This is a genomic window from Sphingomonas suaedae (genome assembly GCF_007833215.1).
In the GTDB taxonomy this organism is placed as follows: Bacteria; Pseudomonadota; Alphaproteobacteria; order Sphingomonadales; family Sphingomonadaceae; genus Sphingomonas; species Sphingomonas suaedae.
Genome location: NZ_CP042239.1, coordinates 2,677,303 through 2,702,540 on the forward strand (window position 1 = coordinate 2,677,303; position 25,238 = coordinate 2,702,540).

At 66.4% G+C, this 25,238-nt stretch carries 22 protein-coding genes; 12 read left to right on the plus strand and 10 right to left on the minus strand.

Features of this window, described 5'->3' with window-relative positions:
• From FPZ54_RS12645 to FPZ54_RS12660, 4 genes are all read right to left on the minus strand, one after another.
• Positions 1 to 999 carry a DUF6282 family protein gene (locus FPZ54_RS12645; protein WP_222428303.1) on the minus strand — a complete coding sequence of 333 codons (999 nt, stop codon included), beginning with the start codon at positions 997 to 999 and terminating at the stop codon, positions 1 to 3.
• Positions 1,000 to 1,051: 52 nt separating this feature from the next.
• Positions 1,052 to 4,192 carry a TonB-dependent receptor gene (locus FPZ54_RS12650; protein ID WP_239019564.1) on the minus strand — a complete coding sequence of 1,047 codons (3,141 nt, stop codon included), beginning with the start codon at positions 4,190 to 4,192 and terminating at the stop codon, positions 1,052 to 1,054.
• Between the two features lie 88 nt (positions 4,193 to 4,280).
• Positions 4,281 to 5,345 (minus strand): FecR family protein, encoded by a 1,065-nt coding sequence (locus FPZ54_RS12655; protein ID WP_145847707.1) that lies wholly within the window; start codon positions 5,343 to 5,345, stop codon positions 4,281 to 4,283.
• A complete protein-coding gene (locus FPZ54_RS12660) occupies positions 5,342 to 5,866 on the minus strand; it encodes an RNA polymerase sigma factor (protein WP_145847709.1) in 525 nt (174 codons plus the stop codon). The genes FPZ54_RS12655 and FPZ54_RS12660 overlap by 4 nt, the downstream gene beginning before the upstream one ends.
• A 126-nt stretch (positions 5,867 to 5,992) precedes the next feature.
• Here FPZ54_RS12660 and pdxH point away from each other — a divergent pair, with 126 nt between their 5' ends.
• From pdxH to FPZ54_RS12675, 3 genes are read left to right on the plus strand one after another with little or no spacing between them, the layout of a single operon-like run.
• Positions 5,993 to 6,571, plus strand: a complete 579-nt coding sequence (gene pdxH, locus FPZ54_RS12665) for a pyridoxamine 5'-phosphate oxidase (RefSeq protein ID WP_239019565.1) — start codon at positions 5,993 to 5,995, stop codon at positions 6,569 to 6,571.
• Entirely contained in the window at positions 6,568 to 7,488 is a 921-nt protein-coding gene (locus FPZ54_RS12670; RefSeq protein ID WP_422396532.1) for a cation diffusion facilitator family transporter, read from the plus strand. The genes pdxH and FPZ54_RS12670 overlap by 4 nt, the downstream gene beginning before the upstream one ends.
• The gene (locus FPZ54_RS12675) at positions 7,488 to 8,285 is read left to right on the plus strand and encodes a PhzF family phenazine biosynthesis protein (RefSeq protein WP_145849810.1); all 798 of its coding nucleotides are present in this window, start codon (positions 7,488 to 7,490) and stop codon (positions 8,283 to 8,285) included. Before FPZ54_RS12670 ends, FPZ54_RS12675 begins: the two co-directional genes overlap by 1 nt.
• 3 nt (positions 8,286 to 8,288) lie before the next feature.
• On the opposite strand, the gene FPZ54_RS12680 is transcribed toward FPZ54_RS12675, so the two are convergent.
• Positions 8,289 to 10,817: an ABC transporter permease gene (locus FPZ54_RS12680; RefSeq protein ID WP_145847713.1), complete on the minus strand. Its 2,529-nt coding sequence runs from the start codon at positions 10,815 to 10,817 to the stop codon at positions 8,289 to 8,291.
• Positions 10,814 to 11,512 (minus strand): ABC transporter ATP-binding protein, encoded by a 699-nt coding sequence (locus FPZ54_RS12685; RefSeq protein WP_145847715.1) that lies wholly within the window; start codon positions 11,510 to 11,512, stop codon positions 10,814 to 10,816. The genes FPZ54_RS12680 and FPZ54_RS12685 overlap by 4 nt, the downstream gene beginning before the upstream one ends.
• 17 nt (positions 11,513 to 11,529) lie before the next feature.
• On the opposite strand from FPZ54_RS12685, the gene FPZ54_RS12690 reads away from it, so the two are divergent.
• On the plus strand, positions 11,530 to 12,237 hold the full coding sequence (locus FPZ54_RS12690; protein ID WP_145847717.1) for an arylesterase: 708 nt from the start codon (positions 11,530 to 11,532) through the stop codon (positions 12,235 to 12,237).
• Here the strand turns inward: FPZ54_RS12690 and mnmA are convergent.
• Positions 12,234 to 13,343, minus strand: a complete 1,110-nt coding sequence (mnmA, locus tag FPZ54_RS12695) for a tRNA 2-thiouridine(34) synthase MnmA (RefSeq protein WP_145847719.1) — start codon at positions 13,341 to 13,343, stop codon at positions 12,234 to 12,236. The two genes, FPZ54_RS12690 and mnmA, sit on opposite strands and share 4 nt — an antisense overlap.
• A 115-nt stretch (positions 13,344 to 13,458) precedes the next feature.
• Between mnmA and FPZ54_RS12700 the strand changes: the two genes are divergently transcribed.
• Together FPZ54_RS12700 and sciP are read left to right on the plus strand one after the other, a co-directional pair.
• Entirely contained in the window at positions 13,459 to 13,683 is a 225-nt protein-coding gene (locus FPZ54_RS12700; protein WP_145847721.1) for a hypothetical protein, read from the plus strand.
• 99 nt (positions 13,684 to 13,782) lie between these two features.
• Complete coding sequence (sciP, locus tag FPZ54_RS12705; protein WP_145847723.1) at positions 13,783 to 14,082, plus strand: CtrA inhibitor SciP; 300 nt, start codon at positions 13,783 to 13,785, stop codon at positions 14,080 to 14,082.
• A 209-nt stretch (positions 14,083 to 14,291) separates the two neighbouring features.
• Here the strand turns inward: sciP and FPZ54_RS12710 are convergent, their stop codons facing one another.
• Positions 14,292 to 15,011 (minus strand): SIMPL domain-containing protein, encoded by a 720-nt coding sequence (locus FPZ54_RS12710; RefSeq protein ID WP_186456759.1) that lies wholly within the window; start codon positions 15,009 to 15,011, stop codon positions 14,292 to 14,294.
• 83 nt (positions 15,012 to 15,094) lie between these two features.
• On the minus strand, positions 15,095 to 15,355 hold the full coding sequence (locus tag FPZ54_RS12715; protein ID WP_145847725.1) for a GlsB/YeaQ/YmgE family stress response membrane protein: 261 nt from the start codon (positions 15,353 to 15,355) through the stop codon (positions 15,095 to 15,097).
• Positions 15,356 to 15,603: 248 nt separating this feature from the next.
• Between FPZ54_RS12715 and FPZ54_RS12720 the strand changes: the two genes are divergently transcribed.
• The 3 genes from FPZ54_RS12720 (at position 15,604) to FPZ54_RS12730 (ending at position 21,280) form a co-directional block, all read left to right on the plus strand.
• Complete coding sequence (locus tag FPZ54_RS12720; RefSeq protein WP_145847727.1) at positions 15,604 to 16,818, plus strand: efflux RND transporter periplasmic adaptor subunit; 1,215 nt, start codon at positions 15,604 to 15,606, stop codon at positions 16,816 to 16,818.
• 12 nt (positions 16,819 to 16,830) lie between these two features.
• Positions 16,831 to 19,968 carry an efflux RND transporter permease subunit gene (locus FPZ54_RS12725; protein WP_145847729.1) on the plus strand — a complete coding sequence of 1,046 codons (3,138 nt, stop codon included), beginning with the start codon at positions 16,831 to 16,833 and terminating at the stop codon, positions 19,966 to 19,968.
• A 106-nt stretch (positions 19,969 to 20,074) separates the two neighbouring features.
• The gene (locus tag FPZ54_RS12730) at positions 20,075 to 21,280 is read left to right on the plus strand and encodes a DUF445 domain-containing protein (protein ID WP_145849814.1); all 1,206 of its coding nucleotides are present in this window, start codon (positions 20,075 to 20,077) and stop codon (positions 21,278 to 21,280) included.
• A 290-nt stretch (positions 21,281 to 21,570) separates the two neighbouring features.
• Here FPZ54_RS12730 and FPZ54_RS12735 read toward each other — a convergent pair whose 3' ends face one another.
• Entirely contained in the window at positions 21,571 to 22,245 is a 675-nt protein-coding gene (locus FPZ54_RS12735; RefSeq protein WP_145847731.1) for an HAD family hydrolase, read from the minus strand.
• Positions 22,246 to 22,342: 97 nt separating this feature from the next.
• Between FPZ54_RS12735 and FPZ54_RS12740 the strand changes: the two genes are divergently transcribed.
• Genes FPZ54_RS12740 through FPZ54_RS12750 form a run of 3 tightly spaced genes read left to right on the plus strand, consistent with a single transcriptional unit; the run spans position 22,343 to position 25,236 of the window.
• Positions 22,343 to 23,449 carry an ABC transporter permease gene (locus FPZ54_RS12740; protein ID WP_145847733.1) on the plus strand — a complete coding sequence of 369 codons (1,107 nt, stop codon included), beginning with the start codon at positions 22,343 to 22,345 and terminating at the stop codon, positions 23,447 to 23,449.
• Entirely contained in the window at positions 23,449 to 24,261 is an 813-nt protein-coding gene (locus FPZ54_RS12745; protein WP_145847735.1) for an ABC transporter ATP-binding protein, read from the plus strand. The genes FPZ54_RS12740 and FPZ54_RS12745 overlap by 1 nt, the downstream gene beginning before the upstream one ends.
• A 3-nt stretch (positions 24,262 to 24,264) precedes the next feature.
• Entirely contained in the window at positions 24,265 to 25,236 is a 972-nt protein-coding gene (locus FPZ54_RS12750; RefSeq protein ID WP_145847737.1) for an MlaD family protein, read from the plus strand.
• Positions 25,237 to 25,238 lie beyond the last annotated feature (2 nt).

Consider the following 25,238-nt stretch of genomic DNA (forward strand, 5'->3'; position numbering starts at 1 on the left):
TCAGTTTTGCGTCGGCACGGGCGGCAGACCGAGCAGCGCCGCCGGGTTATCGGCCGTCATCCGGCGCACCTCCGCCGCAGTGAACCCGCGCCCACGGAGCAGGCCTGCAACCATCGCAATCATGTCGTCGGGCATGACCTGCCCCAATTGCCCGCCATCGCTGCTCAGGATCACATGGTCGGGACCGAGCGTGCGGATCGCCCGGGCATATTGGTCGAAGGTGAAACTGGCGCGCTGCCCGATCAGAAATCCGGCGACGAATTCGATCTGCGCGCCCAGGCGGACGGCTTCCTGCATCTGCGCCATGGTCATGTCGATCGGATGGCCGATGGCGTGCGTCACAAAGACCCGCGCGATCCCCTGTCGCTTCGCCTCGCGGATGACCATCAGCGCCTCGGCCGGACTCAAATGCCCGGTCGCGAGTGCGAGGCGGACGTCGCTGTCGCGGACATCGGCCTTTGCGATCGCGGCGATCACCGCCTTTGTTTCGGCCAGCAGCTCGCCGTCTTTCGAAACGCGCACGGGCGGCCGGTCCTGTCCGCGCGAGGTGATGTTCTTCTCGCTATCCCAGGTGGGCATACTGACGATGCGCGCGCGCCCGCCCTTCACCTCGCCGAAATGATACACCGCCGCCGGGTTCAGCCCCCCCATCGGGTGGTTGAGACATAGCTGGCCGAACACCTCGACACCCGGCACCGCTTTTGACGCAAGATAGGCGAGCTGGGCGGTCTGATCGTAATGCTGCTTGATGACGAAGCCGCGCATTCCCGCCTTCTTCGCGCGCTCCGCCATGTCGATCACGTCCAGCGCGCGGCGGGCCTGCACGCTGTGCGGTCCGAAGCTGTCGGGATCGAGATGGGTGTGGATATCGATCGCTCCGCGCAGCATCGCCCGGTCCGCGGGCGTCGGCGGCGGCAGCCTTCCCAGCGGAAATTGCGCCCAGGCCGGCCGGGCCAGGAGCAGGCCGGGCGCCAGAGCCATCAGGGCACGGCGGTTCATGGATCCGTTCACGCTCTCAAACTCCTTGATGTTCCGATGGCGTGACGCGCCGTCACAGTCGCAACCGTGCGCCCACGACGTAGAAGGTGCCGCGACGGTCGAAGAACTGCGAGTTGGCGATCGTCGGCGTCGCGATCGAATTGGGCGTGATCGGCGGATAGACGTTGAACAGGTTTTCAACGCGGCCATAGAGTTCGATGTTCGATGTCAGCTTGTACGATCCCGACACGTCGACATAGCTGCGCCCGGCCACAGTGTTGTCGGCGATGTCGAGTCGGGTGATGTTGAAGCGCGTATCGAAGTTGCCGCCGTCGATATAGCGATAGCCGATGCCCAACTTGAACTTCCCGATCGCGTAATTCGCGTCGAGATTGACGCGCCATTCGGGCACGCCCTGGGGTGGCGCGCCAATGCCGGCCAGACCGACATAGTCGTTGGTCGTGCCGTTGGAGGTGGTCGACAGTTCGGCGACATAATTTGCCAGCCCGCGCAGACCGAGATCGCCCCCCAGGAAAGCGGTCCGGTACTGCAGCTCGAAATCGACCCCGCTGGTCTTCAACGCCTCGGCATTGAACGGCGCGGCGTTGATTTGGGTGATGATCCCGGTGCTGGGGTTGCGGATCACGCTGGCGCAGAATTCGGTCCGCCCGTCTTCGCAGAAATCGACGATATTCTGCGAAGGGACGGTGGCGATCGCCTGGTTGATCTTGATGCGGTAGTAATCCACCGATGCCCTCAGCCCCGGAAGAAAGTCCGGCTGCAAGACCACCCCGGCGGTGAAGGTATCGGCCTTTTCGGGCTCCAGTGCCGGATTGCCGGCGGTGATCTGCAAGGTCGGGCGCGCCACATTGTCGCGCGGATCGATGATCCCGTTGATCACCTGATTGCCGCGCGAGAACAGTTCCCAATTGTTGGGCGCGCGGATATCCCGCGACAGCGTGGCGCGAAACCGGACATCCGGAATGGGCGAATAATTGACGCCGACTTTCCAGGTGGTGACCGCACCGCTCAGCTCGTAATCCGTGTAGCGAACGGCACCGTTGAGTTCGAGATTGTCGGCAAAGCGGCTGCCGTTGGCGAGTGGCACCACGACCTCCGCATAGCCTTCCTTGACGTCGAACTCGCCCTCGAACGGTTGGGAATTGATCGAGCGCCAGCGCCGCGCAGCCGAATCGTCATCGGCGGTGAGCACGGTCTTTTCGCGGCGATATTCGGCGCCGATCGCGACCTTCACATCGCCTGCCCAGGTTGCAAACGGACTGCCCGACAAATTGGCCGCGAACACGTCCTGTTCCTGCCGTGAGCGTGTCCAGGATGTACCGCGATAATAGTCGAGCGCCCGCTGATCGATCGATCCGGCACCGAACGGGTCGATCGGCACGCACTCACGAATATCGCGATAGGGGTCCTGCGCATCGGTCGGGTTCGGATTGGCAAGCAGCGCGCGGCAGACCGGCCGGTTGGTCGCCGGATCGATCACGCTGTCGATGCCCATCCTCCAGCGACTGTTGATCCGGTTATAGTGGCTGATCGACTCGTAACTGTTGCGGCTGATCTGGCCGGAAATGTCCCAGGTCCAGCCGTCACCGAACCGCCCCTCCAGCCCGAAGGTGAAGCGGTTGACCTCCGTCTTGTTGTCGAACAGCGACGTCTGGTCTTCGTAATTCATGCGACCGAGCAGAAAGCTGTTCACGCCAGCCGCCGTCATCGCGTCCCGCATCGGCGACGCCAGGAATGCGTTGTCGATCTGGATGGTTACGCCGGCATCGTCCCGGTTCGGGGACAGGTCGGACAGGACGTTCACGCGCGAATAGAGAAAATCGGTGAAGAAGGTGACGTTGTCGGTGATGTCGAACCGGACGCCGCCATAAGCCGTGACACGCTCGATTTCCGGCAGGATGTTGCCATCGTCGGTCAGCTGACCGCCATCGCCCCCCGTCATGAAGGTGCCGCCGATATTGGTGCCATAGACGAACGGAACCGGGTTGCCGTTACGATCGAACTGTACCCCCGTGCCTGCCGCGAAGCCCAGGCGCTGCGCCAGGCTGGGTCCCGTCGCATTGGGATTGGCGGAATTGGTGCGGGTGATGACGCCGCCCGCCGTCATGTTGGTGAACCGCGCATTGTCGGAGATGATCAGGCGGGGCTGGCCGTTGGTCGGCGTGTAGGCCGGATTGGTCAGCAGCGCCGTCCCCCGGCTGCCCCAAGGCCGGGTCGCCTGCGCCGTCTGACCGCTGTTGCGCATATAGTCGCCGGCAAGGGTCAGTTGCAGCCGATCGTCGAAGAGCTTGGTGCCATAGGCGCCGCTGACTGCGGGCCGGTGATGGTCGTCATAGATGGTCTGTCCATAGGACGCGTCCAGCCTCAGCCCCTTGAGATTCTTGTCGAGGATGAAATTGACCACGCCCGCGACCGCATCCGATCCATAGGCGGCGGAGGCGCCGCCGGTGACGATCTCGACATTGCTGATCAATGCGACGGGGACGATGTTGGTGTCGATCGTCCCGGCCGGATCGGTGAAGGCGACCCGGCGGCCGTCGATCAGGAGCAGCGTGCGCTGGGTGCCCAGCGCGCGCAGGTCTGCATTGGATCCGCCGACCGGCTCGCTCGACTTGCCGATATTCTGGTTGATGCGAAGCTGCGGCACGTCGTCGAGCAATTCCGAAACGGTGCTCACCGCCTTGCGGTCCAATTCCCCCCGGCCCAATATCGTGACGGGCGTCGGGGCGGTGAAGCCGCTGATCCGCGTTCCCGTGACCGTGATCGCCTCCTCCTCCGCCGGGGCAGGCTCGACGCTCGCGGTTTCCGCCTGGGGCGGTGCCTCGCTCGTTCGAGCGGGCTCGGGCGCCCTGCGCGGCGCGGGGAGCGCATCGATCACATAGCTGTTCGCATTCGCCTTGCGGACCGTGAGGCCGGTGCTGGTCAGCAATTTGCGCAACGCATCGTCCGGGGAATGCTTGCCGCGCAGCGCGTGCGAACGCACGCCGATCAGCCGGGCAGGATCGAACAGGACCGATTTCCCGCTTTGCCGTCCAAAGGCTTCCAGCGCGCGCGACAGGTCCTGCGCCGGGATATTATAAGTCCGCAATTCCGAAGACTGCGCGGCGGCGACGACCGGAAAAACCGGCGCGAATCCGATCGCTGCACCCGCAAGCGCAGTGGCCATCAACCGGCCATATGCCCGATGTGACATTCCTCTCCCCCATCTGGTCGGGCGTTTGCGCCCTCTATCCATTCAAGACGCAGGGATTTGATGAGTCCGAACGATATTCGTTATTTTCCTATGAACGGACTCGGCTGCGGGCAGGATTCTTCCACGAAAGACGAATGGTGCCGCCCTGTTCCCGCTCCGCGCGAAGCGGATAAAGGGTGGACAGCGCGGCGACGAAATCCTCCTGGTCCGCAGTGGGGAAGATGCCGCTCACCTTCAACGCTGCGACGTCCGGATCATCCACCACCAATTGCAGCTGGGAATAGCGGTTCACTTCCTTGATCGCGTCGCCCAGCATGTCGTTCCGAAAGATCAGCACGCCACGGTTCCACGCGGTCTCGCGCTCGACGTCCGCCGCCGAGACCTCGACGGCTTCGGCCCCTTCCGTCAGCAATTGCTGGCCCGGCTGCAGGTCCGTGCGCGCCAATGCGGGGATGATGCGGCTCAATCCCTTCGGATTGACGGGGGCGACGCGTACATGGCCCTCGACAAGCAGAACCTTGACCTGTCCATCCTGCCGGATCTGCACATCGAACGCGGTGCCGAGCGCGGTCACCTGGCGGTTCCGCGCCGACACGACAAAGGGGCGATCGGCGTCCTTGGCGACGTTGAACATTGCCTGCCCCTGCAGCAGGCGGACATCGCGACGGTCGGGCGAGAAGCGAACTTCGATCAACGAGCCCGTATTCAGCGTCACGCTGGACCCGTCGCCCAGGATCACGTCGCGCCGTTGCCCGATCGCGGTCGCGTACCGCTGTACATGTTCCGTCGCGGCCGGGGCGGCGGCGTTCGGATCGAGACGCGACATCCCGTCAAATGCGACGATCAGGGCAAGGCTTGCCGCGATCGCCGAGGTTACACCCCATTTGCGACGCCGTCGCCCGTTCTGCTGACGCGCCATGTCCAGCGCCTGCAGGCGCATCTCGCGGATTTCCGGCATCGTTGCGAAACCACCGACCTGATCGTCACGCCGCACGACCTCGCGCCAGGCGCGCTGATTGGCCTCCTCTTTCAGCCATTGAGCGAACCGCTCGTCGCTCGCGAAACCGGCGGGATTAAGCCGACGACGCGCCGCCCACCAAATCGCCGCTTCCTGCGCATTTTCGGGGGGGCGTCGGATCGCGGAAAGGTTCATGGCAGTTCCTCCCGCAATGCGGCGAGAACCCTGCTGATATCCTTTTCGATCTGGCGTTGTGAAAGGCCGAGAAACGCCGCGATCTCACGCCCCGTCATTTCCTCGAACCGGTTGAGAATGAACACCATACGGGGGCGCTCCGGCAGAGCCTCCAATATTCTGAGAAAGCGGCTGTAACTGTCCTTGCCGATCATCTCGCGTTCGGGCGATATCTCGTCGATCAGCCTTCCCAGCGGATCGGCGAACCCTTCGCCCTGAATATCCGGCCGAACGGTGCGGCGGCGCGACCGGTCGCGCAGCAAATTGGTCGCGACCTGAAAGACATAGCCCTCGATATTCTCGATCGCGTCGCCATCGGACCGGCGGGCCAGCGACGCGAACACATCCTGCGTCAGGTCATCCGCCTCGGCGCGATCCCTCACCCGGCGCAGGAAAAAGGCATGTACCGCCCGCTCATAGCGCAAGGCGATCGATGCAACGTCGTGCCGGTTATCGGCGGGTTGGCGGATCTGGGCGCACATGCTGGGTCCTCCTAGCACTAGACGCAGCGATCCGGCTGTTCCGAACTATATTTTCCCCGATACCGATACCCGCCGCCCGCGCCATTTCTCTCCCCCTTGCGGCGAACAGGCGTTATGGCACGCGCCATGGCTGATGATCCTTTTGCGCTGTTCGATAGCTGGTATCGCGAAGCCCGTGCGAGCGAACCCAATGATTCCAATGCGATGGCATTGGCCACTGTCGGCGCCGACGGCCAGCCTTCGGTGCGGATGGTGCTGCTCAAGGGCCACGGGCCGGGCGGATTCGTCTTCTATACCAATGGCGAGAGCCGCAAGGCGGGCGAGCTGGCGGTGACACCGCGTGCTGCGTTGCTGTTTCACTGGAAATCATTGCGCCGCCAGATCCGGATCGAGGGGCCGGTGAGCTCGGTCTCGGCGGCCGAGTCCGACACCTATTTCGCTTCACGCAGCCGCGATTCGCAGCTCGGCGCCTGGGCGAGCGATCAGTCGCGGCCGCTGCCTGATCGCGCGACGTTCGAGGCGCGGTACGAGGCGGCGCGCCAACGGTTCGAGGGCGGCGACGTCCCGCGTCCGCCGCATTGGGGCGGCTATCGCGTGACGCCCGAGCGGATCGAATTCTGGATGGACCGCGAACACCGGCTGCACGAGCGGCGCGTATTCACCCGCACTGCCAGCGGCTGGGACGAGGGGCTGCTATACCCGTGAGCGCAACGCCGACCCGCGCCGCGATGGCCAGCGTCGCCGCAGCGATGCTGCTCGGCGCGCTCAAGGGCTATGCCGCCTGGACGACCGGATCGGTGGCGATGCTCGCCAGCCTCGCCGACAGCCTGCTCGATCTCGTCGCGTCGCTGGTGACGCTGGCGGGGGTGCGGATCGCTGCGCAGCCGGCCGATGCCAATCACCGTTTCGGCCATGGCAAGGCCGAGGCGCTGGCGGCGCTGTTCCAGGTGGTGCTGATCTCGGTCTCGGCCACCTTCATCGCGGTGCGCGCGGTCGAGCGGTTCGCGAGCGGCGAACTGGCGGCCGATCCGGAGGCGGGCATCGCAGTCTCGGTCGCCGCGATTCTCGTCACGCTGGCGCTCACCGCCTATCAGGCGCGCGCCATCGCCGCGAGCGGATCGATCGCGATCCGCACCGACCGGCTCCACTATCAGTCGGACCTGCTGCTCAACAGCGGGGTGATCGCCGCTTTGGTGCTCGAATCGATCGTCGGGCTGCGCGGCGCGGACCCGGTATTCGGGATCGGCATCGCCCTGTGGCTGCTATGGGGCGCCTGGCGCGCGGCGAGCGACGCCATCGGGCAGCTGATGGACCGCGAATGGCCGGACGAAAAGCGCCGTGCCTTTGTCGCGGTGGCGGCGCAGATGCCGGGGTTCGAAAGCCTGCACGACCTGCGCACCCGCACCAGCGGGTCGCAGGATTTCGCGCAGTTCCATGTTCACATCCCGGGCGCGATGAGCGTTGCGGAGGCGCATGACGTGGTAGAGGCGCTCGAACACCGTCTCGCCGCCGAGTTTCCGGAGACCGAGATTCTCATCCATGTCGACCCGGTCGGACAGGTCGACCGGCCCGGCGATCCGCTGCGCGAGGCGGACGAGCTGGGCCCCATCAAGGACGCATGATGCAATTGCCCTTTGCCCAGATCGATGCCTTTGCCGACCGGCCGTTCACGGGGAATCAGGCGGCGGTGATGCCGCTCGACGCTTGGCTCGACGATGCGATGCTGCAGGCGATCGCCGAAGAGAACAACCTGGCCGAGACCGCCTTCCTCGTGCCCGACGCGAGTGGCGCGGCGGACTATGAGCTGCGCTGGTTCACCCCGGCGGTCGAGGTGGCGCTGTGCGGCCATGCGACGCTGGCGAGCGGGCATTATCTCCTCTCGCGCGATGCGGCGCTGAGCGAAGTCCGCTTTCGCACGCGGCGCGCCGGCATCCTGTCGGTCGCGCGTGAGGGCGAAGGCTATGCGATGGCGCTGCCCGCCTATCCGCCCGTGCCCGCGGACGTTCCGGGACTGCGCGCCGCGCTGGGGCTGGCGGAGGATCAGGGGAAGACGCTGCGGCATCCCAACGGCTACGACCTCATGGTGCTCGACAGCGAAGCGGCGGTGCGCGCCCTCACGCCCGATTTCCGCGCGCTGGCGGCAATCGGCGATACGCTCAACATCGTCACCGCGCCGGGGGAGGAGACCGATGTCGTCAGCCGCGTCTTCGCCCCTGCGGCGGGGATCGACGAGGACCCGGTGACCGGGTCGGCCCACTGCGTACTCACCCCCTATTGGGCGGCACGGCTGGGCCGCACGCGCTTCACCGCATTCCAGGCAAGCGCGCGCGGCGGGCATGTCGCGTGCGAGGCGGCGCGCGATCAGGTGATGCTGCGCGGCCGCTGCGTCACCGTGATCGAAGGGACGTTCTACCTGTAGCGCCTACAGCCGCCGCAACGCCTGCGCCGCGCGGACCGACAGCAGCGGCAGCGAACCGAGCAGGCCGATGCCGAGCGTCAGCAGCGTGCCCGCGCCTAGCGTCGCGAGCACGATTCCCCAGTCGGGCGCCCAGCCGAATTCGAACACGCCGGTGATGACGTACCAGCCCGCCAGCCCGCCCAGGCCCAGCGCGAGCAGCGCCAGCGTCGCGGCGAGCAGCGCATATTCCAGCGCCTGCGCACCCAGGATCTGCCAGCGCGTCGCGCCCAATGTCTTCAGGATCACGCTGTCATAGGTGCGCGCATGGCGCGACGCCGCGATCGCCCCGACCAGCACCGCGATCCCGGCCAGGATCGCGACCGATGTCGAAATCAGGATCGCGGTCGCCATCTGGTCGAGGATCGCGCGCACCTGCCCCACCACCTCGCTGATCGCGATGATCGAGGCCGAGGGGAAGGCGCCGAGCAGCGCGCGCGACACCTTGCCCTCGTTGGCGTCGTCCATCTCGATCGTCGCGGTCAGGCTGTGCGGCGCGGCGGCAAGCGTGCTGGGCGAGAAGACGAGGACATAGTTGAACCCCATCGTGTCCCAGTTGACCTGGCGCAGCGAGGCGATCTTCGCCTCGATCTCGCGGCCGAGGATGCTGACGGTAAGCGTGTCGCCGACCCCGACCTTCAAGATCGCCGCCGCCTCGCGGTCGAGCGAGACCAGCGGGAGACCGGCATAGTCGCGCGGCCACCACTGGCCCGCCACCAGATCGCTGCCTTGCGGCAGCACGTCGGAATAGGTGACACCGCGCTCGCCGCGAAGGAACCACGCGCCCTCCGGCAGCTCGGCGAGGTCGGCGACACGCTGGCCACCGAACGCGGTGATCGTGCCGCGCAGCGATGGGACGATGTTGAGCTTCGCCTCGGGCGCCGCGCGCTTCACCGTCGCGACGAAACGCTCGCGCGCGTCGGAGGGGATATCGAGCACGAACTGGTTGGGCGCGCGCTGCGGCACCGCGCGATCGATCTCGGCGTTAAGGCTGGTCTGGATCGCCGCCAGCGTGACGAACAAGGTGAGCGCGAGGCCGAGCGCGATGACCAGCGCGACGGTCTGCGCGCCGGGACGATGGAGGTTGGCAAGCGCGAGGCGCAGCAGCGGGCGGCGCGGGCGCGGGAGCCGCGCGGCGATCCGCCGGACCAACGCGCCAATGCCGAGCAGCACGAGCAGCACCGCCGCGACCGCGCCGAGCACCGCGGCGGCGAAGATCGGCTCGCGCGCGGTGACAAGCGCCAGCGTGACGACCAGCGCCCCCGCCGCCGCGACCTGCAGCGCGGTGCGGCGGTCGACGCGGCGCCCGTCCTCGACCCCGCTGCGCAGCTGCGCCGCGGCGGGATGGGTGCGCGCGCGGGCGAGCGGGGGCAGCGCAAAGGCGAACGCGATCAGCACGCCATAGGCGGCGCTGGTCGCGAGCGGGAGCGGATAGATGCCGAGTCCCGGCGCGACGGGGAGCAGGTCGCCCGCCAGCGCGACGAACGCGATCGGCAGCAGCGCGCCGATGACCAGCCCGACGCCCACCGCCAGCGCGGTCGCCGCGGCGATCTGGAGCAGATAGATGCGCGAGATATCGGTCGAGGTGGCGCCCAGGATCTTGAGCGTCGCGATGCTCCCGCGCTTCTGCCCGAGATAGGAGGCGACGCCGTTGCTGACGCCGATCCCCGCGATCACCAGCGCGGCGAGGCCGATCAGCGAGAGGAACTGCCCCATCCGCTCGAAGAAGCGCACCGCGCCGGGGGCCGCACGGTCGCGATCCTTATATTCCCAGCCGGCATTGGGGAACTTCGCCTTGAGGCCCTCGACCGCGGCTTCGGGATCGACGCCGGGATTGAGGCGGATGCGGTATTTGGTTTCGTAGAGCGCGCCCGGCTGGATCAGCCCGGTACGCGCAAAGCCCGCGCGCGAGACGATCGCGACCGGACCGAGGGTGAAGCCCTCCCCCACCCGGTCGGGTTCGTCGGCGATGATCGCGGCGACGCGGAAATCGGCCTCGCCATAGCGGAGCGTATCGCCGGGCTGGAGCAGCAGCCGTTCGGACAATGCGCGACCGATCAGCGCGGCATCGGGCGCCAGCGGGCGGTATGCTCCGGTTTCCAGCGTCAGCGTGCCGTAGAGCGGATAGGCCGAATCGACGCCCTTGAGCTCCGTCAGCACCGCATCGGGCGCGCCAGCAATCGGCGTCGTGCGGCGGGCCATCGCGCGCGTGCGAATCGTGTCGCTCACCGTGCCGAGCTGCGCCAGCGCAGCGCGTTCGGCAGCGGAGAGCTGGCGCTGCGTCATCGCCACCTCGACATCGCCGCCGAGCAGAATTTGCCCCCGTGCGGAGATTTCCGAGGTGATCGACGCGGTCAGGCTGCCGATCGTCGCCAGCGTCGCGACACCGAGAAACAGGCACACGAGGAGCAGCCGCAGCCCGCGAAAGCCCGAATGCAGGTCGCGACGCGCGATGCTCCAGCTTGCGCGCCAGCCGAGTGAAGTTGCGCCGCTCAAGCTGCGTCGTCCGACACGATCAGCCCGTCGCGCATCGTCAGCACGCGGTCGCAGCGCTGCGCCAGCGCCGGATCATGGGTGATGATGAGCAACGTCGCGCCCGCCGCGCGCTGGCGGTCGAACAACAGGTCGACGATCGCGCCGCTGGTGGTGCCGTCGAGATTGCCGGTCGGTTCGTCGGCGAAGATGATCTGGGGACGCCCGGCGACAGCGCGCGCGATGGCGACGCGCTGCTGCTCGCCGCCCGACAATTGCACCGGATAATGGGTCAGGCGATGGCCGAGGCCGACCGCTTCCAGCTCCGCCTGCGCGCGCGCGAAGGCGTCGGGCGCCCCGGCGAGTTCGAGCGGCACCGCGACATTTTCGAGCGCGGTCATGGTCGGGAGCAGGTGGAACGCCTGAAGGACGATGCCCACGCGCCCGCGGCGTGCGAGCGCCAGCCCGTCCTCGTCCAGCCTGTCATAGGCGACCCCCGCAACGCTGACCGTTCCACCGCTCGCGCGCTCGAGGCCGGAGAGGATCGCCATCAGCGACGATTTGCCCGACCCCGACGGCCCCAGGATCGCGACGCTGCTTCCCTGCGCGATATCGAGGTCGATTCCCTTGAGGATGTCGGTGGGTGCCTCGCGCGTGCCGAGCGTCAGGGTGACATTGCGTGCGCGGATTGCGATATCCGCCGCTGGTTCGATCGACATGAGTGGAGACGGGTTCCTTGACCAACAGGTTCGTTGCATATGCGGGCGCGGTGCTGCTCCTCCAAGGGCTGGCCGGCTGTTCGGATGAGAAAAAGCCCGGAAACGAAACGACCGGACCCGTCACGGCGGCCTCCGAACCCGTCAATGGCGCAGCGGAGATCGCCGACCGCAAGCTGGTGGTGGCCTTCGGCGACAGCCTCTATGCGGGCTATGGCGTGCTGCCGCAGGAGAGTTTTCCCGCCCGGCTCGAAAAGGCGCTGGCGGCCCGCGGCGTGGCGGCGACCGTCCGCAATGCCGGGGTTTCGGGCGACACGACCTCGGCCGGATTACGACGCCTCGCCTTCACGCTCGACGGGCTCGACCGCACGCCCGATCTGGTGATGGTGAACCTTGGCGGCAACGACATGCTGCGCGGCATCGACCCCGCCGAGACGCGCGCCAATCTGACGGCGATCTGCGCGGAGCTGCAGCGGCGCGGCATTCCCATCCTGCTCACCGGCATGGTCGCCGCGCCGAACATGGGCCGCGATTATGCCGAGCCGTTCAACGCGATCTATGCCGATCTGGCGAAACGCTATGACGCCGCGCTTTACCCCTTCTTCCTGGACGGCGTCGTCACGAATCGCGCGCTGATGCTGCCCGATGGAGTTCATCCCAACCCACAGGGGATCGAGGCGATCGTCGAGAAGGTGACGCCGATCGTCGCGGGAGCGCTCGAACCCTAGGCGGGAGCCAGTTCCGCGCGCTCGGTCTCGGCGATCCAGCCGCCGCCCAGCACGCGCTCGCCAGCGTAGAGCACCGCCGCCTGACCCGGCGCGACGCCATATTCGGGCGTGTCGAACACCACCCGGTCGCCATCGAGCCGGGCGGGCGTGGGGCGCGCCATCGAACGGACCTTGGCGGTCAGCGGTCCCTCATGACCCCCGCCGATCCAGTTGAGTCCCTCGATCCGCGCGGCGCGCACCGCGAGCGCGGATTTGGGACCGACCACGACCTGTCGGGTCGAAGGGTCGAGCCGGATGACGTAGAGCGGCTCGGGCGTGCCGCCGATCTCGAGCCCACGGCGCTGGCCGACGGTGAAATGGATCAGGCCGCGATGCTCGCCGAGCTTCGCGCCGCGTTCATCGACGATATCGCCGCGCGTCTCGGCCTGCGGGCGCAGTTTCTTGACCAGCGAGGCATAGTCGCCATCGGGGACGAAGCAGATATCCTGGCTGTCGGGCTTTCCCGCCACGCCAAGGCCGATCTCCGCCGCGATCTCGCGCACCCGCGCCTTGGGCAGGCCGCCCAGCGGAAAGCGCAGGAAATCGAGCTGAGCGCTGGTGGTGGCGAACAGGAAATAGCTCTGGTCGCGCGCCGGATCGGCGCCCTTGTGCAGTTCGGGGCCGTCGGGGCCGATCGCGCGCTGGACATAATGACCGGTCGCAAGACAATCGGCACCAAGATCGCGTGCGAGCGCGAACAGGTCGGTGAATTTCGGCCCCATATTGCATTTGACGCAGGGGATCGGCGTGCGTCCGGCCAGATAGGTGTCGGCGAAATCGTCGATCACTTGTCCGCGAAAGCTGCTTTCGTGATCGAAGACATAATGGGCGATGCCCAGCCGATCGCACACCGCGCGCGCATCGCGGATGTCACGGCCCGCGCAACAGCTTCCGGCACGTCCCACTGCCTCGCCATGGTCGTAGAGCTGGAGCGTCACCCCGATCGTCTCGGCGCCGGTGCGCGCGGCGAGCGCAGCCACCACCGAACTGTCGACGCCGCCCGACATGGCGACGACGATCCGCCGCTGCGCAAGCGGCCCTTCGAGCTGGAAATCTCCCGAGAACATCGTGCGCGCACATAGGGGCGCGAAGTCCGCGATGCAAAATTCGCGCATTTACCGGCCCTTCAACCTTCTTCGCTAAACCGAGTCGGATGGATTCGACCGATGACAGTATGCGTAGATGGATCTGAGCTTCCGATTCGACCGGGACGTGGCGGTAACCGCGATCCCCGTACCGCTGGCGGTGTTGCTGGCGGGTGCGGCGGTGCGCCAGTCGGCGGGGCCGACCGCGCGGTTGCAGACGCGGCTGGATCGGTCGGCGCCCGTAAGTGGGTTGCTCGCCCCGGCGCATGGCGCGTTCAACCTGGCGATGGAAGGCGCGCTAACCCGGTGGAAAGGGCAATGAACGCGGCGTTTACCGTGCCGCTTAGCCGATGCTCAAGCCCGGACCGTTACGGTCGTCAGAACAAGAAGACGGGGGCCCCCCGCCCTGATCGAGGTGGTAATGATTGAGAACCAGAAGATCCGACCGGCAAAGGTGATCGGGCCGCTCGGCGAGCCGCTGACGCTCGATTCGCTGCCGCCGCCCGAAACGACGCGCTGGGTCGTCCGCCGCAAGGCGGAGGTCGTCGCGGCGGTGAATGGCGGCTTGCTGACGATTGACGAGGTATGCGACCGCTATGGCCTGACGGTCGAGGAATTCGCCGGGTGGCAGCGCGCGATCGACCGGTCGGGTATGCCGGGCCTGCGCGTCACGCGCATCCAGCATTACCGCTCGCTGTATGAGCGCCAGCAGAAATACTGATCGCTGCAATCAGCAACGACCTCTCCCACCGCCCGCGCCTCAAAAACGCGGGCGGAACCATGTCCGGGCGACGCGATCCCTTTCGAATGGCCAGTCTGGCTGGCGGTGGGCCAATGGGCTAAACGCGGCACGCAAGTTCGGAGAGGACGCATTCGGAGAGGAAAGGGGCCGTCCCACGCAGGACGGCCCCACCTCCTGCCCCGTTCGGATCACTTCAGCAGGAAGCGTACACGGACGTTCGCGCTCACCTGTTGCTCGCCGGGCACCAGCTGGGTCGAATCCTTGGCTTCCGCGCGCACCATCATCTGCGGCACCGGGCCGGGCGCCCCGCCATCCATCGCCTCACTCACCGACAGAATCTGCTGGACGCTCATTCCCAGGGCACGGGCATAGAGTTCGGCGCGCGCGCGGGCGCGCTTGATCGCATCGACTCGTGCCGCGTCCGTCGCTTGATCGATCGCATCGATCGACAGGTTCGGCCCGTCGATCTGGTTCGCACCCTGTTGCACCAGCGCATCGAGGATCGCGCCGCTGCGCGCGATGTCGCGGAACTTCACCGAAACGCTGTTCGACGCCTGATATCCGGTGATCGTCGGGGGCTGGTTGTCGCCATAGCGATATTGCGGGTTGAGTGAGATGGTCGCAGTCTGGATGTCCCGCGCGGCAATCCCGGCGGCCTTCAGCGCGGCCAGCACCGACGCCATCTCGCGCGCATTGGCGGCCAGCGCCTCCGCGGCCGTGCCGCCCTGGGTGACCACGCCCGCGCGGATCGTCGCGACATCGGGAACGCGGTTGACCTGTCCCTCGGCCACCACGTCGAGCAGCGTGCCTTCGGCGACGGCGAGGGCGGAACCGGGCGTCGCCACCTGCGCAGCCGCCGTCATCGGCAGCATCGCGGCGAGGCTCATGGCGGTCATCAATCGAAACATTCCGGATCCCTTCAGCAAATTGTCCCGCCGCTGTTTGGCACAGGGCGGGACAACCGGGGCTGAACGACCCGAAAAAGCGTAACTCAGCGCACCCGGCGCGCCATCACCAGACGATAGAGCGCGAGCAGCACGACCGCTCCGATCGTCGCCGCGATATAGCTCGACAGCGTGCTCGAAAGGTCCACTCCGATCGACGGCGCGACGAATCCCGCCAGCAGCGCGCCGGCGATTCCGATCAGGATCGTGACGATGATCCCACCCGGGTCCTTGCCCGGCATGATGAGCTTGCCAAGGATGCCGGCCACCAGGCCGATGAGAATCCAACCGAGAATTCCGTCGGGCATGTGTTCCTCCTGTTTTCACCTCCACCCCTTCCCATCGGGGCGAACCGCAGCTTGCCTGATGAACGATGCGGCTGCAAACGCTGATTCGGCAGCGCAACGATCCTGCCGACCCTTGCGGAACAAGGGGAAAACAGGCATGGCGCGATCCGGTTGCAAAGAGCCCTTGAGGCAAGTGACTTATTCAGATAATACAGCGTGACGGGAAAGACCCGCGCCGGTCGCAAGGCCGCGGTGGAAAGAGGTCACGCATGAATTACGAGGCACGGATGTTCGGTGGGGAAGAACGGCTCGCTTTGACCGGCGACGAGGGGAAGCGGTCGCGTCGTCGCTGGTGGATCATCGGTGCGGTCATCGCCGTCGTCGTGATCGCAGGCGCCTGGTTCGCCTTTGGCGCAGGCGGAGCCGATGACAAGGCCGGGCCCGCCGCCGGTGCCGGCGCCGCAAAGGGCGCTCAGGGCGAGGGGCGCCAGCTTCCGACCGTTACCGTCGCCGTGCCCGGGCGCCAGACGGTCCAGAGTATCGTCAGCGGCACCGGCTCGCTGGCCGCGCGGCGCGAAATGCCGGTCGGCGTGGCCGGCGAAGGCGGCATGGTCACCCGCGTGCTCGTGGAGCCGGGCGACTGGGTGGATGCGGGCCAGGTCCTCGCGACCGTCGACCGCAGCGTGCAGAGTCAGACGGCGCAGTCGCTGGCGGCGCAGGTGCGCGTCGCGCAGGCCGATCTCGATCTTGCCCAGGCGGAACTCGATCGCGCGCAACAGCTGGTCGGTCGTGGCTTCATCTCCAAAGCCGATCTTGATCGCAAGACCGCCACCCGCGATGCGGCCGCAGCGCGCGTGCGCGTGGCGCAGGCGCAATTGTCCGAAACCGCCGCGCGCAACCGGCGACTTGACATCCGCTCGCCTGCGGCTGGCCTCGTGCTGACCCGCGCGGTGGAGCCGGGCCAGATCGTCAGCTCCGGTTCGGGAACGCTGTTCCGCGTCGCCCAGGGCGGGCAGATGGAATTGCGCACCCAGCTGAGCGAAGCCGATCTCCACCGCGTTCCCGTCGGCGCCCGCGCCGAGGTGACGCCGGTCGGCATGGACCAGACCTTCACCGGCGAAGTGTGGCAGGTGTCGCCGGTAATCGATCCCCAGACTCGCCAGGGCGTCGCCCGCGTCGCGCTGAGCTTCGACAAGGCGTTGCGTCCCGGCGGTTTCGCCACCGCGCGGATCGTCGCGGGTGGCGCGGTGATGCCGCAGTTGCCCCAATCGGCGATCCAGAGCGACTCCAAAGGCAATTATGTCTATATCCTCAACGCGAAGGACGAGGCGGAACGGCGCGCGATCAAGACCGGGCAGGTCTCCGATGCGGGCGTCGCGATCACCAGCGGCCTGACCGGAACCGAGCGTGTGGTGCTCACCGCAGGCGCGTTCCTCAACCCGGGTCAGAAGGTCATTCCGAACCTCACGACCATCAAGCGCTAAAGGGACAGGGACATGGGCTTCCGCAACATTTCCGCCTGGTCGATCCGCAATCCGGTTCCGCCCATCGTCCTGTTTATCGCGCTGACCATCGCGGGGTTCGTCAGCTTCGCGCGAATGGACGTGAACAACGATCCGGATATCGATTTCCCGATCGCGATCGTCGTCATCAACCAGCCGGGCGCCGCACCGACCGAGCTGGAGACGCAGATCACCCAGCGCGTCGAATCCGCGGTCCGCGCGCTCCAGGGCATCGACCAGATCGAATCGAACGTGACCGAGGGCAGCTCGGTCACCGTCGTCCAGCTCGACATCGGCACGCCGATCGATCGCGCTGTCCAGGACGTGCGCGAAGCGGTGAACCAGATTCGCAGCGACCTGCCCGACGGCATTCTCGAGCCTCAGGTCTATCGCGCGAACACGACGGACAACGATATCGCCAGCTTCACCGCGATCGCCACCGACATGACGATCGAGGACCTGTCCTGGTATGTCGACAATGCGGTGTCGAAGGAACTGTTGTCGGTCTCCGGTCTGACCGCAGTGGAGCGGATCGGCGGCGTCAGCCGCGAGATCCGCGTCATCCTCGACCCCGCCAAGGTCCAGTCCTATGGCATCACCGCGACGCAGGTGAACCAGCAGCTGCGCCAGGTGAACCTGAACGCGGCGGGCGGACGCGCCGAAATCTCGGGCACCGAACAGTCGGTGCGCGTGCTCGGCAACGCCGCCAATGCCTATCAGCTGGGCCAGACCCAGATCGCGATCGGCGGCGGACGCACCGTGCGCCTCGCCGATATCGCCGAAGTGCGCGACGAATATGCGGAGATCCGCAGCTCGGCCGAATGGAACGGGCAGCAGGTGCTCGCCTTCGACATTAAGCGCGGCAAGGGCGCATCCGACGTCGCGGTATTCGCCGAGGCGGAGCAAAAGCTGAAGGCGCTTCAGGAGCGCAATCCCAAAGTCAAGTTCGAGGTGTTGTTCAACAACACCAAATACGCGAAGGATCAGTATGAATCGGCGCTGTGGGCGCTGATCGAGGGTGCGGCGCTCGCCGTCGTCGTCGTGTTCCTGTTCCTGCGCGACTGGCGCGCGACGCTGATCTCGGCGCTCGCGATTCCGCTTTCGGCGATCCCGACCTTCTTCTTCATGGAACTGCTCGGCTTCAACCTCAACCAGATGACGTTGCTCGCGCTCAGTCTGGTGGCGGGCGTGCTGGTCGATGACGCGATCGTGGAGATCGAGAATATCGTTCGCCACATGCGCATGGGCAAATCCGCCTATCAGGCGTCGATCGACGCGGCGGACGAGATCGGCGTCGCGGTGGTCGCAACCACCATGTCGATCGTCGCGGTGTTCCTGCCCGTCGGCATGATGCCCGGCATTTCGGGTCAGTTCTTCAAGAATTTCGGCCTCACCGTGGTCGCCGCGGTGCTGATGAGCCTTGCCGTCGCACGCCTGCTGACCCCGATGATCGCCGCCTATTTCCTGAAGGCAAAGGGTCACGCCACCCATGGCGAAGGGTGGATGATGGATCAGTATATGAAGGTCCTTCACTGGACGCTGCGCCATCGCTGGTCGGCGGTGGTCGGCGGGCTGGCGTCGTTCGGCCTCACCATCTGGTGCTTCACCGCGCTGCCGATGACGTTCCAGCCCAATCAGGACCAGGATGCGGTGACCGCGACGATCGAGATGGTCCCCGGAACGACGCTGGAGCAGACCAAGGCGGTGGTCGATCGTGTCCGCAATCTGCTGGCACAGCAGGAGGGCGTCGAGAACACCTATTCCCGCGCCTTTGTCGGCAATGGCCGCGTCACCGCGATGCTGGCCGATGAGCGGCCCTTCAAGAGCGACGAATTCGAGCGGCGCCTGACGCCCGAACTGACCAAGATCCCCGACGCGCGCGTGTCGTTCCGCAACCAGCAGGGCTGGGGCGGATCGGGCCGGGCGCTGACGATCACGCTGGGGGGCGAGGACCCCGCCCTGCTGCAGCGGACCGCACAGAAGATCGTCGAGGAGATGGAAGGTCTAAAGACCGTAGTCGCACCGCGCATCACCGGCGACCTGCAGCGGCCCGAAATCGTGATCCGCCCACGGATGGACCTTGCCGCCGATATGGGCGTGACCACGGCCGCGCTGTCGAGCGCGATCCGCATCGCGACGCTGGGCGATATCGACCAGAACAGCGCCCGCTTCTCGCTGTCCGACCGCCAGATCCCGATCCGCGTTGCGCTGGACGAGGATGCGCGTGCGCGGCTCTCGACGATCCAGAACCTGCCTGTCCAGACCCAGTCGGGCGGCTCGGTGCCGCTGAGCCTGGTTGCCGAGATCGGCTTCGGCGCGGGCCCCACCCGGATCGATCGCATCAACAAACAGCGTCGTATCATGATCGGCGCCGATCTCGCCCCCGGCGTGGTCAGTGGCGATGCGATGAAGCAGATCGACGCGCTCCCTTCGATGAAGAACCTGCCGCTCGGCGTCGGCAAGCTGACCGTGGGCCAGGCCAAGTGGCAGGCGGAGATGATCAACAACTTCATCGTCGCAGTGGTCGCTGGCATCTTCCTCGTCTTCGCGGTGCTGGTGTTGCTCTATCGCCGCTTCATGTCGCCGCTGGTGAACATGGGATCGCTGCTGCTGGCGCCGTTGGGCGGCCTGCTCGCACTGATGGTGGCGGGCCAGCCGATTTCGATGCCGGTGTTTATCGGACTGCTGATGCTGCTCGGGATCGTCGCCAAGAACTCGATTTTGCTGATCGATTTCGCGCTTGAGGAGATGGAGAAGGGCGTCGACAAGCTCACCGCGATCGCCGATGCCGGGCACAAGCGCGCCCAGCCGATCGTGATGACCACGGTCGCGATGGTCGCAGGCATGGTGCCGACCGCCATCTCGCTGACCGGCGACAGTTCGTGGCGCGCGCCGATGGGCATCACCGTGATCGGCGGCCTGATCCTGTCCACGATCCTGACGCTGGTGATCGTTCCGGCGAGCTTCAGCCTGGCGATCGGGGTCGAACAATGGCTGGGGCCGCGGCTGCGTCGGCGCCTGCTGACCTACACCCCCGGCGACGAGCATGGGCCGCAGGGGCCGGTGATCGAGCATCAGCCGGGCGGCCGGATCGGCCATCGCGGCAGCGAGGGTCCGGAACCCGCCGAGTGAACCAAAAGCAGGCACGCGGATTGTTACGGCTATGAACCCGTCGATCCGCGTGCTTTCTGGTCCAGTGATTCGCGACCGTGAACCCGTTCCGCCTGCGCTGAGGCGGATGCGCATCCTTGCCACCGGCCTGCTGGTCGCGATGGCGATCGTCTATTTCGTCGCGCGCAGCTACGAGCCGGCCTACACCGCAGCGGGCTTTGTCAGGGCCTTTGCCGAGGCGGCGATGATCGGCGGGCTGGCCGACTGGTTCGCGGTTACCGCGCTGTTTCGACACCCCCTGGGTCTGCCGATCCCGCACACCGCGATCATTCCCCGCAACAAGGAGCGGATCGCTACCTCCCTCGCCAACTTCCTGCGCGACAATTTTCTGATCCCGCGCGTGGTCGCGCGGCGGATGCGCGGCATCGACGTTGCGGGCGCCGCCGGCAAATGGCTGGCCCAGCCACCGGAGTGCTCCGGACGCCTGCGCCGCGGTGCGTCGCGCATGGCGGCGAGCCTGCTCGAATCGCTCGACAAGGATCAGTTGGGTGGGCTGATCAAGGGCGCGGTGGCAAACCGGCTGCGCCAGACCGATGTGGCGCCGCTGCTCGGGCAGGCGCTGGGTGCGGCGATTGCCGAGGGACGACACCTGCCGCTGATGGATTCGATGCTGCGCTGGCTGGCGAAGATTATCGACCAGAATGAGGCGCTGATCCGCAAGATGGTGCATGAGCGCGCCGGTGCGATCATGCGCTGGACCGGCCTCGACGAAACGCTCGCCAACGCGATCATCGACGGACTGTACAAGCTGGTCGCCGACGTCGCCGAAGACCCCGGCCATCCGCTGCGCGCAAAAGTGGAAGAAGGGCTGGAAAAGCTCGCATTCGACCTGCAGTTCGACATTCCCACGCGCCTCAAGGTCGAGGAATTCAAGGCCGAAATGCTCGACAACCCCGCGCTCGCCCGATGGATCGAGGGGATGTGGGACCAGGCCCGTGCCGCCCTCCTCCGCGTCGCGCGCGATCCCGACGCAGCGCTGACCGGAAAGCTGGGCGATGCACTACGCCAGTTGGGGCAGACACTGCAGAGCGACCCGCGCCTCAGCCATATGATCAACCGCTTCGTCCGCCGCGCCGCGGTCGGCACCGCCGCCGATTATGGCGATGGCATCGTGCGGCTGGTGTCCGACACGGTGCGCGGCTGGGATGCGCGCACGATCACCGGGCGGCTGGAAAATGCGGTGGGCAAGGACCTGCAATATATTCGTATCAATGGCACGCTGGTCGGCGGGCTGGTGGGGCTGACGCTGCATACATTGCACACCGTGTTGTGATGAAGGCCGACAGAGTGTCGCGTGCCTGACCCCGTTTGCCCTGAGCCTGTCGAAGGGCGGCCTCCTGCCCCCGGAGATCACGGGACCGGTGCTTCGACAAGCTCGTACAAACGGCTTAGCGCGCGATCGGGTTGAGTTGAGTCGTTCCCCGGCGCAGGCCGGGGTCCAGTTGCGAGCTGTTTCGAGTGACGGGATGCCGCCGCGTGTTCGTCGATACTGGACCCCGGCCTTCGCCGGGGAACAGAGCGATGAAACACAGCCCGAAACGGTCTAGAGGGCAAGAACGGGCGTCACCCCTCCCAGTCCAGCACCGGCCAACCCCTGCTCACCGCCAGCCGTCGCAGCGGGCCATGCGCGTTGACCGCGAACGGTTCGTCCGCCCATTTGAGTACCGGCACGTCGGAGACATGGTCGCTGTAGAAGCGCACCCGGATATCCGCGCGCGACAGGCCCTCGCGCGCCATCCAGGCCTCGATCAGCCGCAGCTTGGCGGGGCCGTAGCAATTCTCGCCCTCCAGCCGGGCGAGGACGTTGCCGTCCGCATCGCGCCGCGCGGAGGTGGAGATTACCGTGCCGATCTCAAGCTGCGCCGCGATCGCTTCGGCATAATAGCCATGGCTGGCGGTCGCGAGCACCGGTTCCCATCCCTCCGCGCGATCCGCCTCGACCCGCGCCCGCGCATCGGCGAACAGGTTGGTCGCCGCGACATCCTCCGCAAACGTTTGCGCCACCTTCGCCAGATCTGCAGGCGGGATCGCGCGGCCGATCATCAACCGGTGGGTGATTTCCTTGAGCCGTGCCCGGTCGATCGCCTTGGCCAGATAAGCAAGGCTCGCCACCCCGGCGAGCGGCAGCAGCGCCAGCCGCCACGGCGCCCGCACCCGCGCGGCGTGAATCAGGAACGGTGTCCAGGTCGCCCGGCGCGTGATCGTCTTGTCCATGTCGTAGATTGCGAGCCGCCGCATCAGCGCCTTGTTTCCTGTCCAGATTCGGGTTGGATGAGAATCATCTGTAATCACCGGCGCTTGCCGATCCAGTCCGAATGAACCAAGGATGACGCCGATGAGCGCGCCAGCCGATTTCCAGCATGATGCGGCCGATGGCGGCACGCTGCGTTTCAGCGGCAATCTGTCGCTTCGCGCGATCGGTGATCTTGCCGACCGGCTTGGTTCGGTCGAGGGGCCGGTGCGCACGCTCGACATGCAGGGAATCGATCGGCTCGATACCGTCGGCGCCTGGCTGGTCCACCGCTTCGCGCGCGACCATGATGCCAGGGTCGTCGGCCTCGACAGCAACCAGCAACTGTTGTTCGATCATGTCGCACAGGCCGATCATCCGATCGCCACGCCTGCGCGCCCGCTGGGCCCCTTTGCGCAATTGCTCGCCGAAATCGGCGAGGCCGTGGTGCAGGCGTTCCAGACGCTCTACGGCCTGCTCGGCTTCATGGGCGCGACCGCGGTTGCCGCCGGGCGCGTGATCGCCAATCCGCGCCGCTTTCGCTACCATGCAACGGTCCATCGGTTCGAAGTGGTCGGCGTTTCGGCGCTGGGCATCATCGGGTTGATGAGCTTTCTGATCGGGATCGTCATCGCGCAACAGGGCGCGGTGCAGCTGCGCCAGTTCGGTGCCGAGGTGTTCACGATCAACCTGGTCGGGCGGATCACGTTGCGCGAGCTCGGCATTCTGATGACCGCGATCATGGTCGCTGGCCGCTCCGGCTCCGCCTTCGCCGCGCAGCTCGGCACGATGAAACTGACTGAAGAGATCGATGCGATGCGCACCATCGGCGTCAGTCCGATGGAGGCGCTGGTCTTGCCGCGCGTGCTGTCGGCGGTGCTGATGCTCCCGCTGCTCGGCTTCTACGCATCGCTGATCGGGATGATCGGCGGCGGTCTGCTCTGCTGGATCGCGCTCGACATCCCGCCGATCACCTTCGTCCAGCGCATCCGCGAAGTGGTGCCCATCACCGATCTCTATGTCGGGCTGGTCAAGGCACCGGTGTTCGGCGCGATCATCGCCATGGCGGGCTGTTACCAGGGGATGCAGGTCGAGGGCGACGCCGAACAGGTCGGCACCCGCACCACCACCGCCGTGGTTCAGGCGATCTTCCTCGTCATCGTGCTCGATGCCTTTTTCGCGGTGTTCTTTACCGAAGTGGGGTGGAACTGATGACCGCCCCGACCTTCGATGACGGTGACGCGATCATCCGCGTCCGCAACCTGCGCAACAGCTTCGGCGAGCAGGTGGTCCACGACAATCTCGATCTCGACGTGCGGCGCGGCGAGATCCTGGGCGTGGTCGGCGGGTCCGGTACCGGCAAGTCGGTGCTGATGCGTTCGATCATCGGCCTGCAGCCGCCCGATCATGGCGAAGTCCATGTCTTTGGCGAGCCGGTGCTGGGAGCGAATGACGATCAGGCGTTCGAGATTCGCCGCCGCTGGGGCGTGCTGTTCCAGGGCGGTGCGCTGTTCTCGACCCTGACCGTGTCGGAGAATGTCCAGGTCCCGCTCAAGGAATTCTACCCCCAGCTCGATCAGGGGCTGCTCGACGAGATCGCTGCGTACAAGGTGGTGATGACCGGGCTGCCCCCCAATGCGGGGCCGAAATATCCCGCCGAGCTGTCGGGCGGCATGAAGAAGCGCGCGGGACTTGCGCGCAGCCTGGCGCTCGATCCCGAACTGCTGTTCCTCGACGAACCGACCGCCGGGCTCGATCCGATCGGCGCTGCGGCGTTCGATGAACTCACGCGTTCGCTTCAGCAGACGTTGGGGCTGACGGTCTTCCTCATCACCCATGATCTCGATACGCTCTACGCGATCTGCGATCGCGTCGCGGTGCTCGCCGACAAGCGGGTGATCGCGGTGGGGACGATCGACGAACTTCTCGCGCTGGATCACCCGTGGATTCAGGAATATTTCAATGGCCCGCGCGGCCGCGCGGCGGTGTCCAGCGCGGAACGCGCGGCTGCCAAGGGGGCTTAAGGCATGGAAACCCGGTCAAATCATGTGCTGGTCGGCGCGGTCGTGCTGATCCTGCTCGCCGTGCTGGCGCTGTTCACCGTGTGGCTCGCGCGCGTCAGCACGACCAGCGAGAAGGAATATGACATCTTCTTCAAACAGGCGGTCGACGGTCTGAACAAGGGCTCGCAGGTCGCCTTTTCCGGCGTGCCCGCTGGTCAGGTGAAGGAAATCGGTCTGTTCAAGCCCGACCCCAGCCTGGTGCGCGTGCGGATCGCGGTGAACAGCGACGTGCCGATCCTGCAGGGCACCACGGCGACGATCCAGGGCGTTGGCTTTACCGGGGTCAGCCAGATCCAGCTCGACGGCGCGGTCAAGGGTGCGGCGCCGATCGTCTGTCCGGAAACCAATCCGCGCGCGGTCTGCCCGCTCGGCGTGCCGGTGATTCCGACCAAACAGGGCGGGCTAGGTGCTCTGCTCAACTCGGCACCGCGCCTGCTCGAACGACTCTCGACGCTCACCGAACGGCTCACCGAATTGCTGTCCGACCGCAATCAGGCGTCGATCAGCGGCATCCTTGCCAACACCGAACGGCTGACCGGGGAACTGGCCAAGGGCGCGCCCGACATGCGCGCGGCCATTGCCGAACTGCGCAACACGGTGAAACAGGCGGGCTATGCCGCCGAGAAGATCGGCGACATGGCCGCGACCACCGACCGTGTCCTGGGCGACGAGGTATCCCCGGCGATGAGGGACCTGCGGGGCGCCATCGCTTCGGCCGACCGCAGCATGAAGGCGCTTGAGCGGACATTGGGCAAAGCGGATACCGGGATCGACGCGGTTTCGAGCAAGACGATCCCCGAGATCAATCAGCTGATTCAGGACCTGCGCCAGATGACCGCCGCGCTCGCCTCGGTCGCGGAAAAGATCGATCGCGAGGGAGCCGGGTCGATCCTGGGATCGCCCAAGCTTCCCGACTATGAACCCAGGAAGAAGTGAGC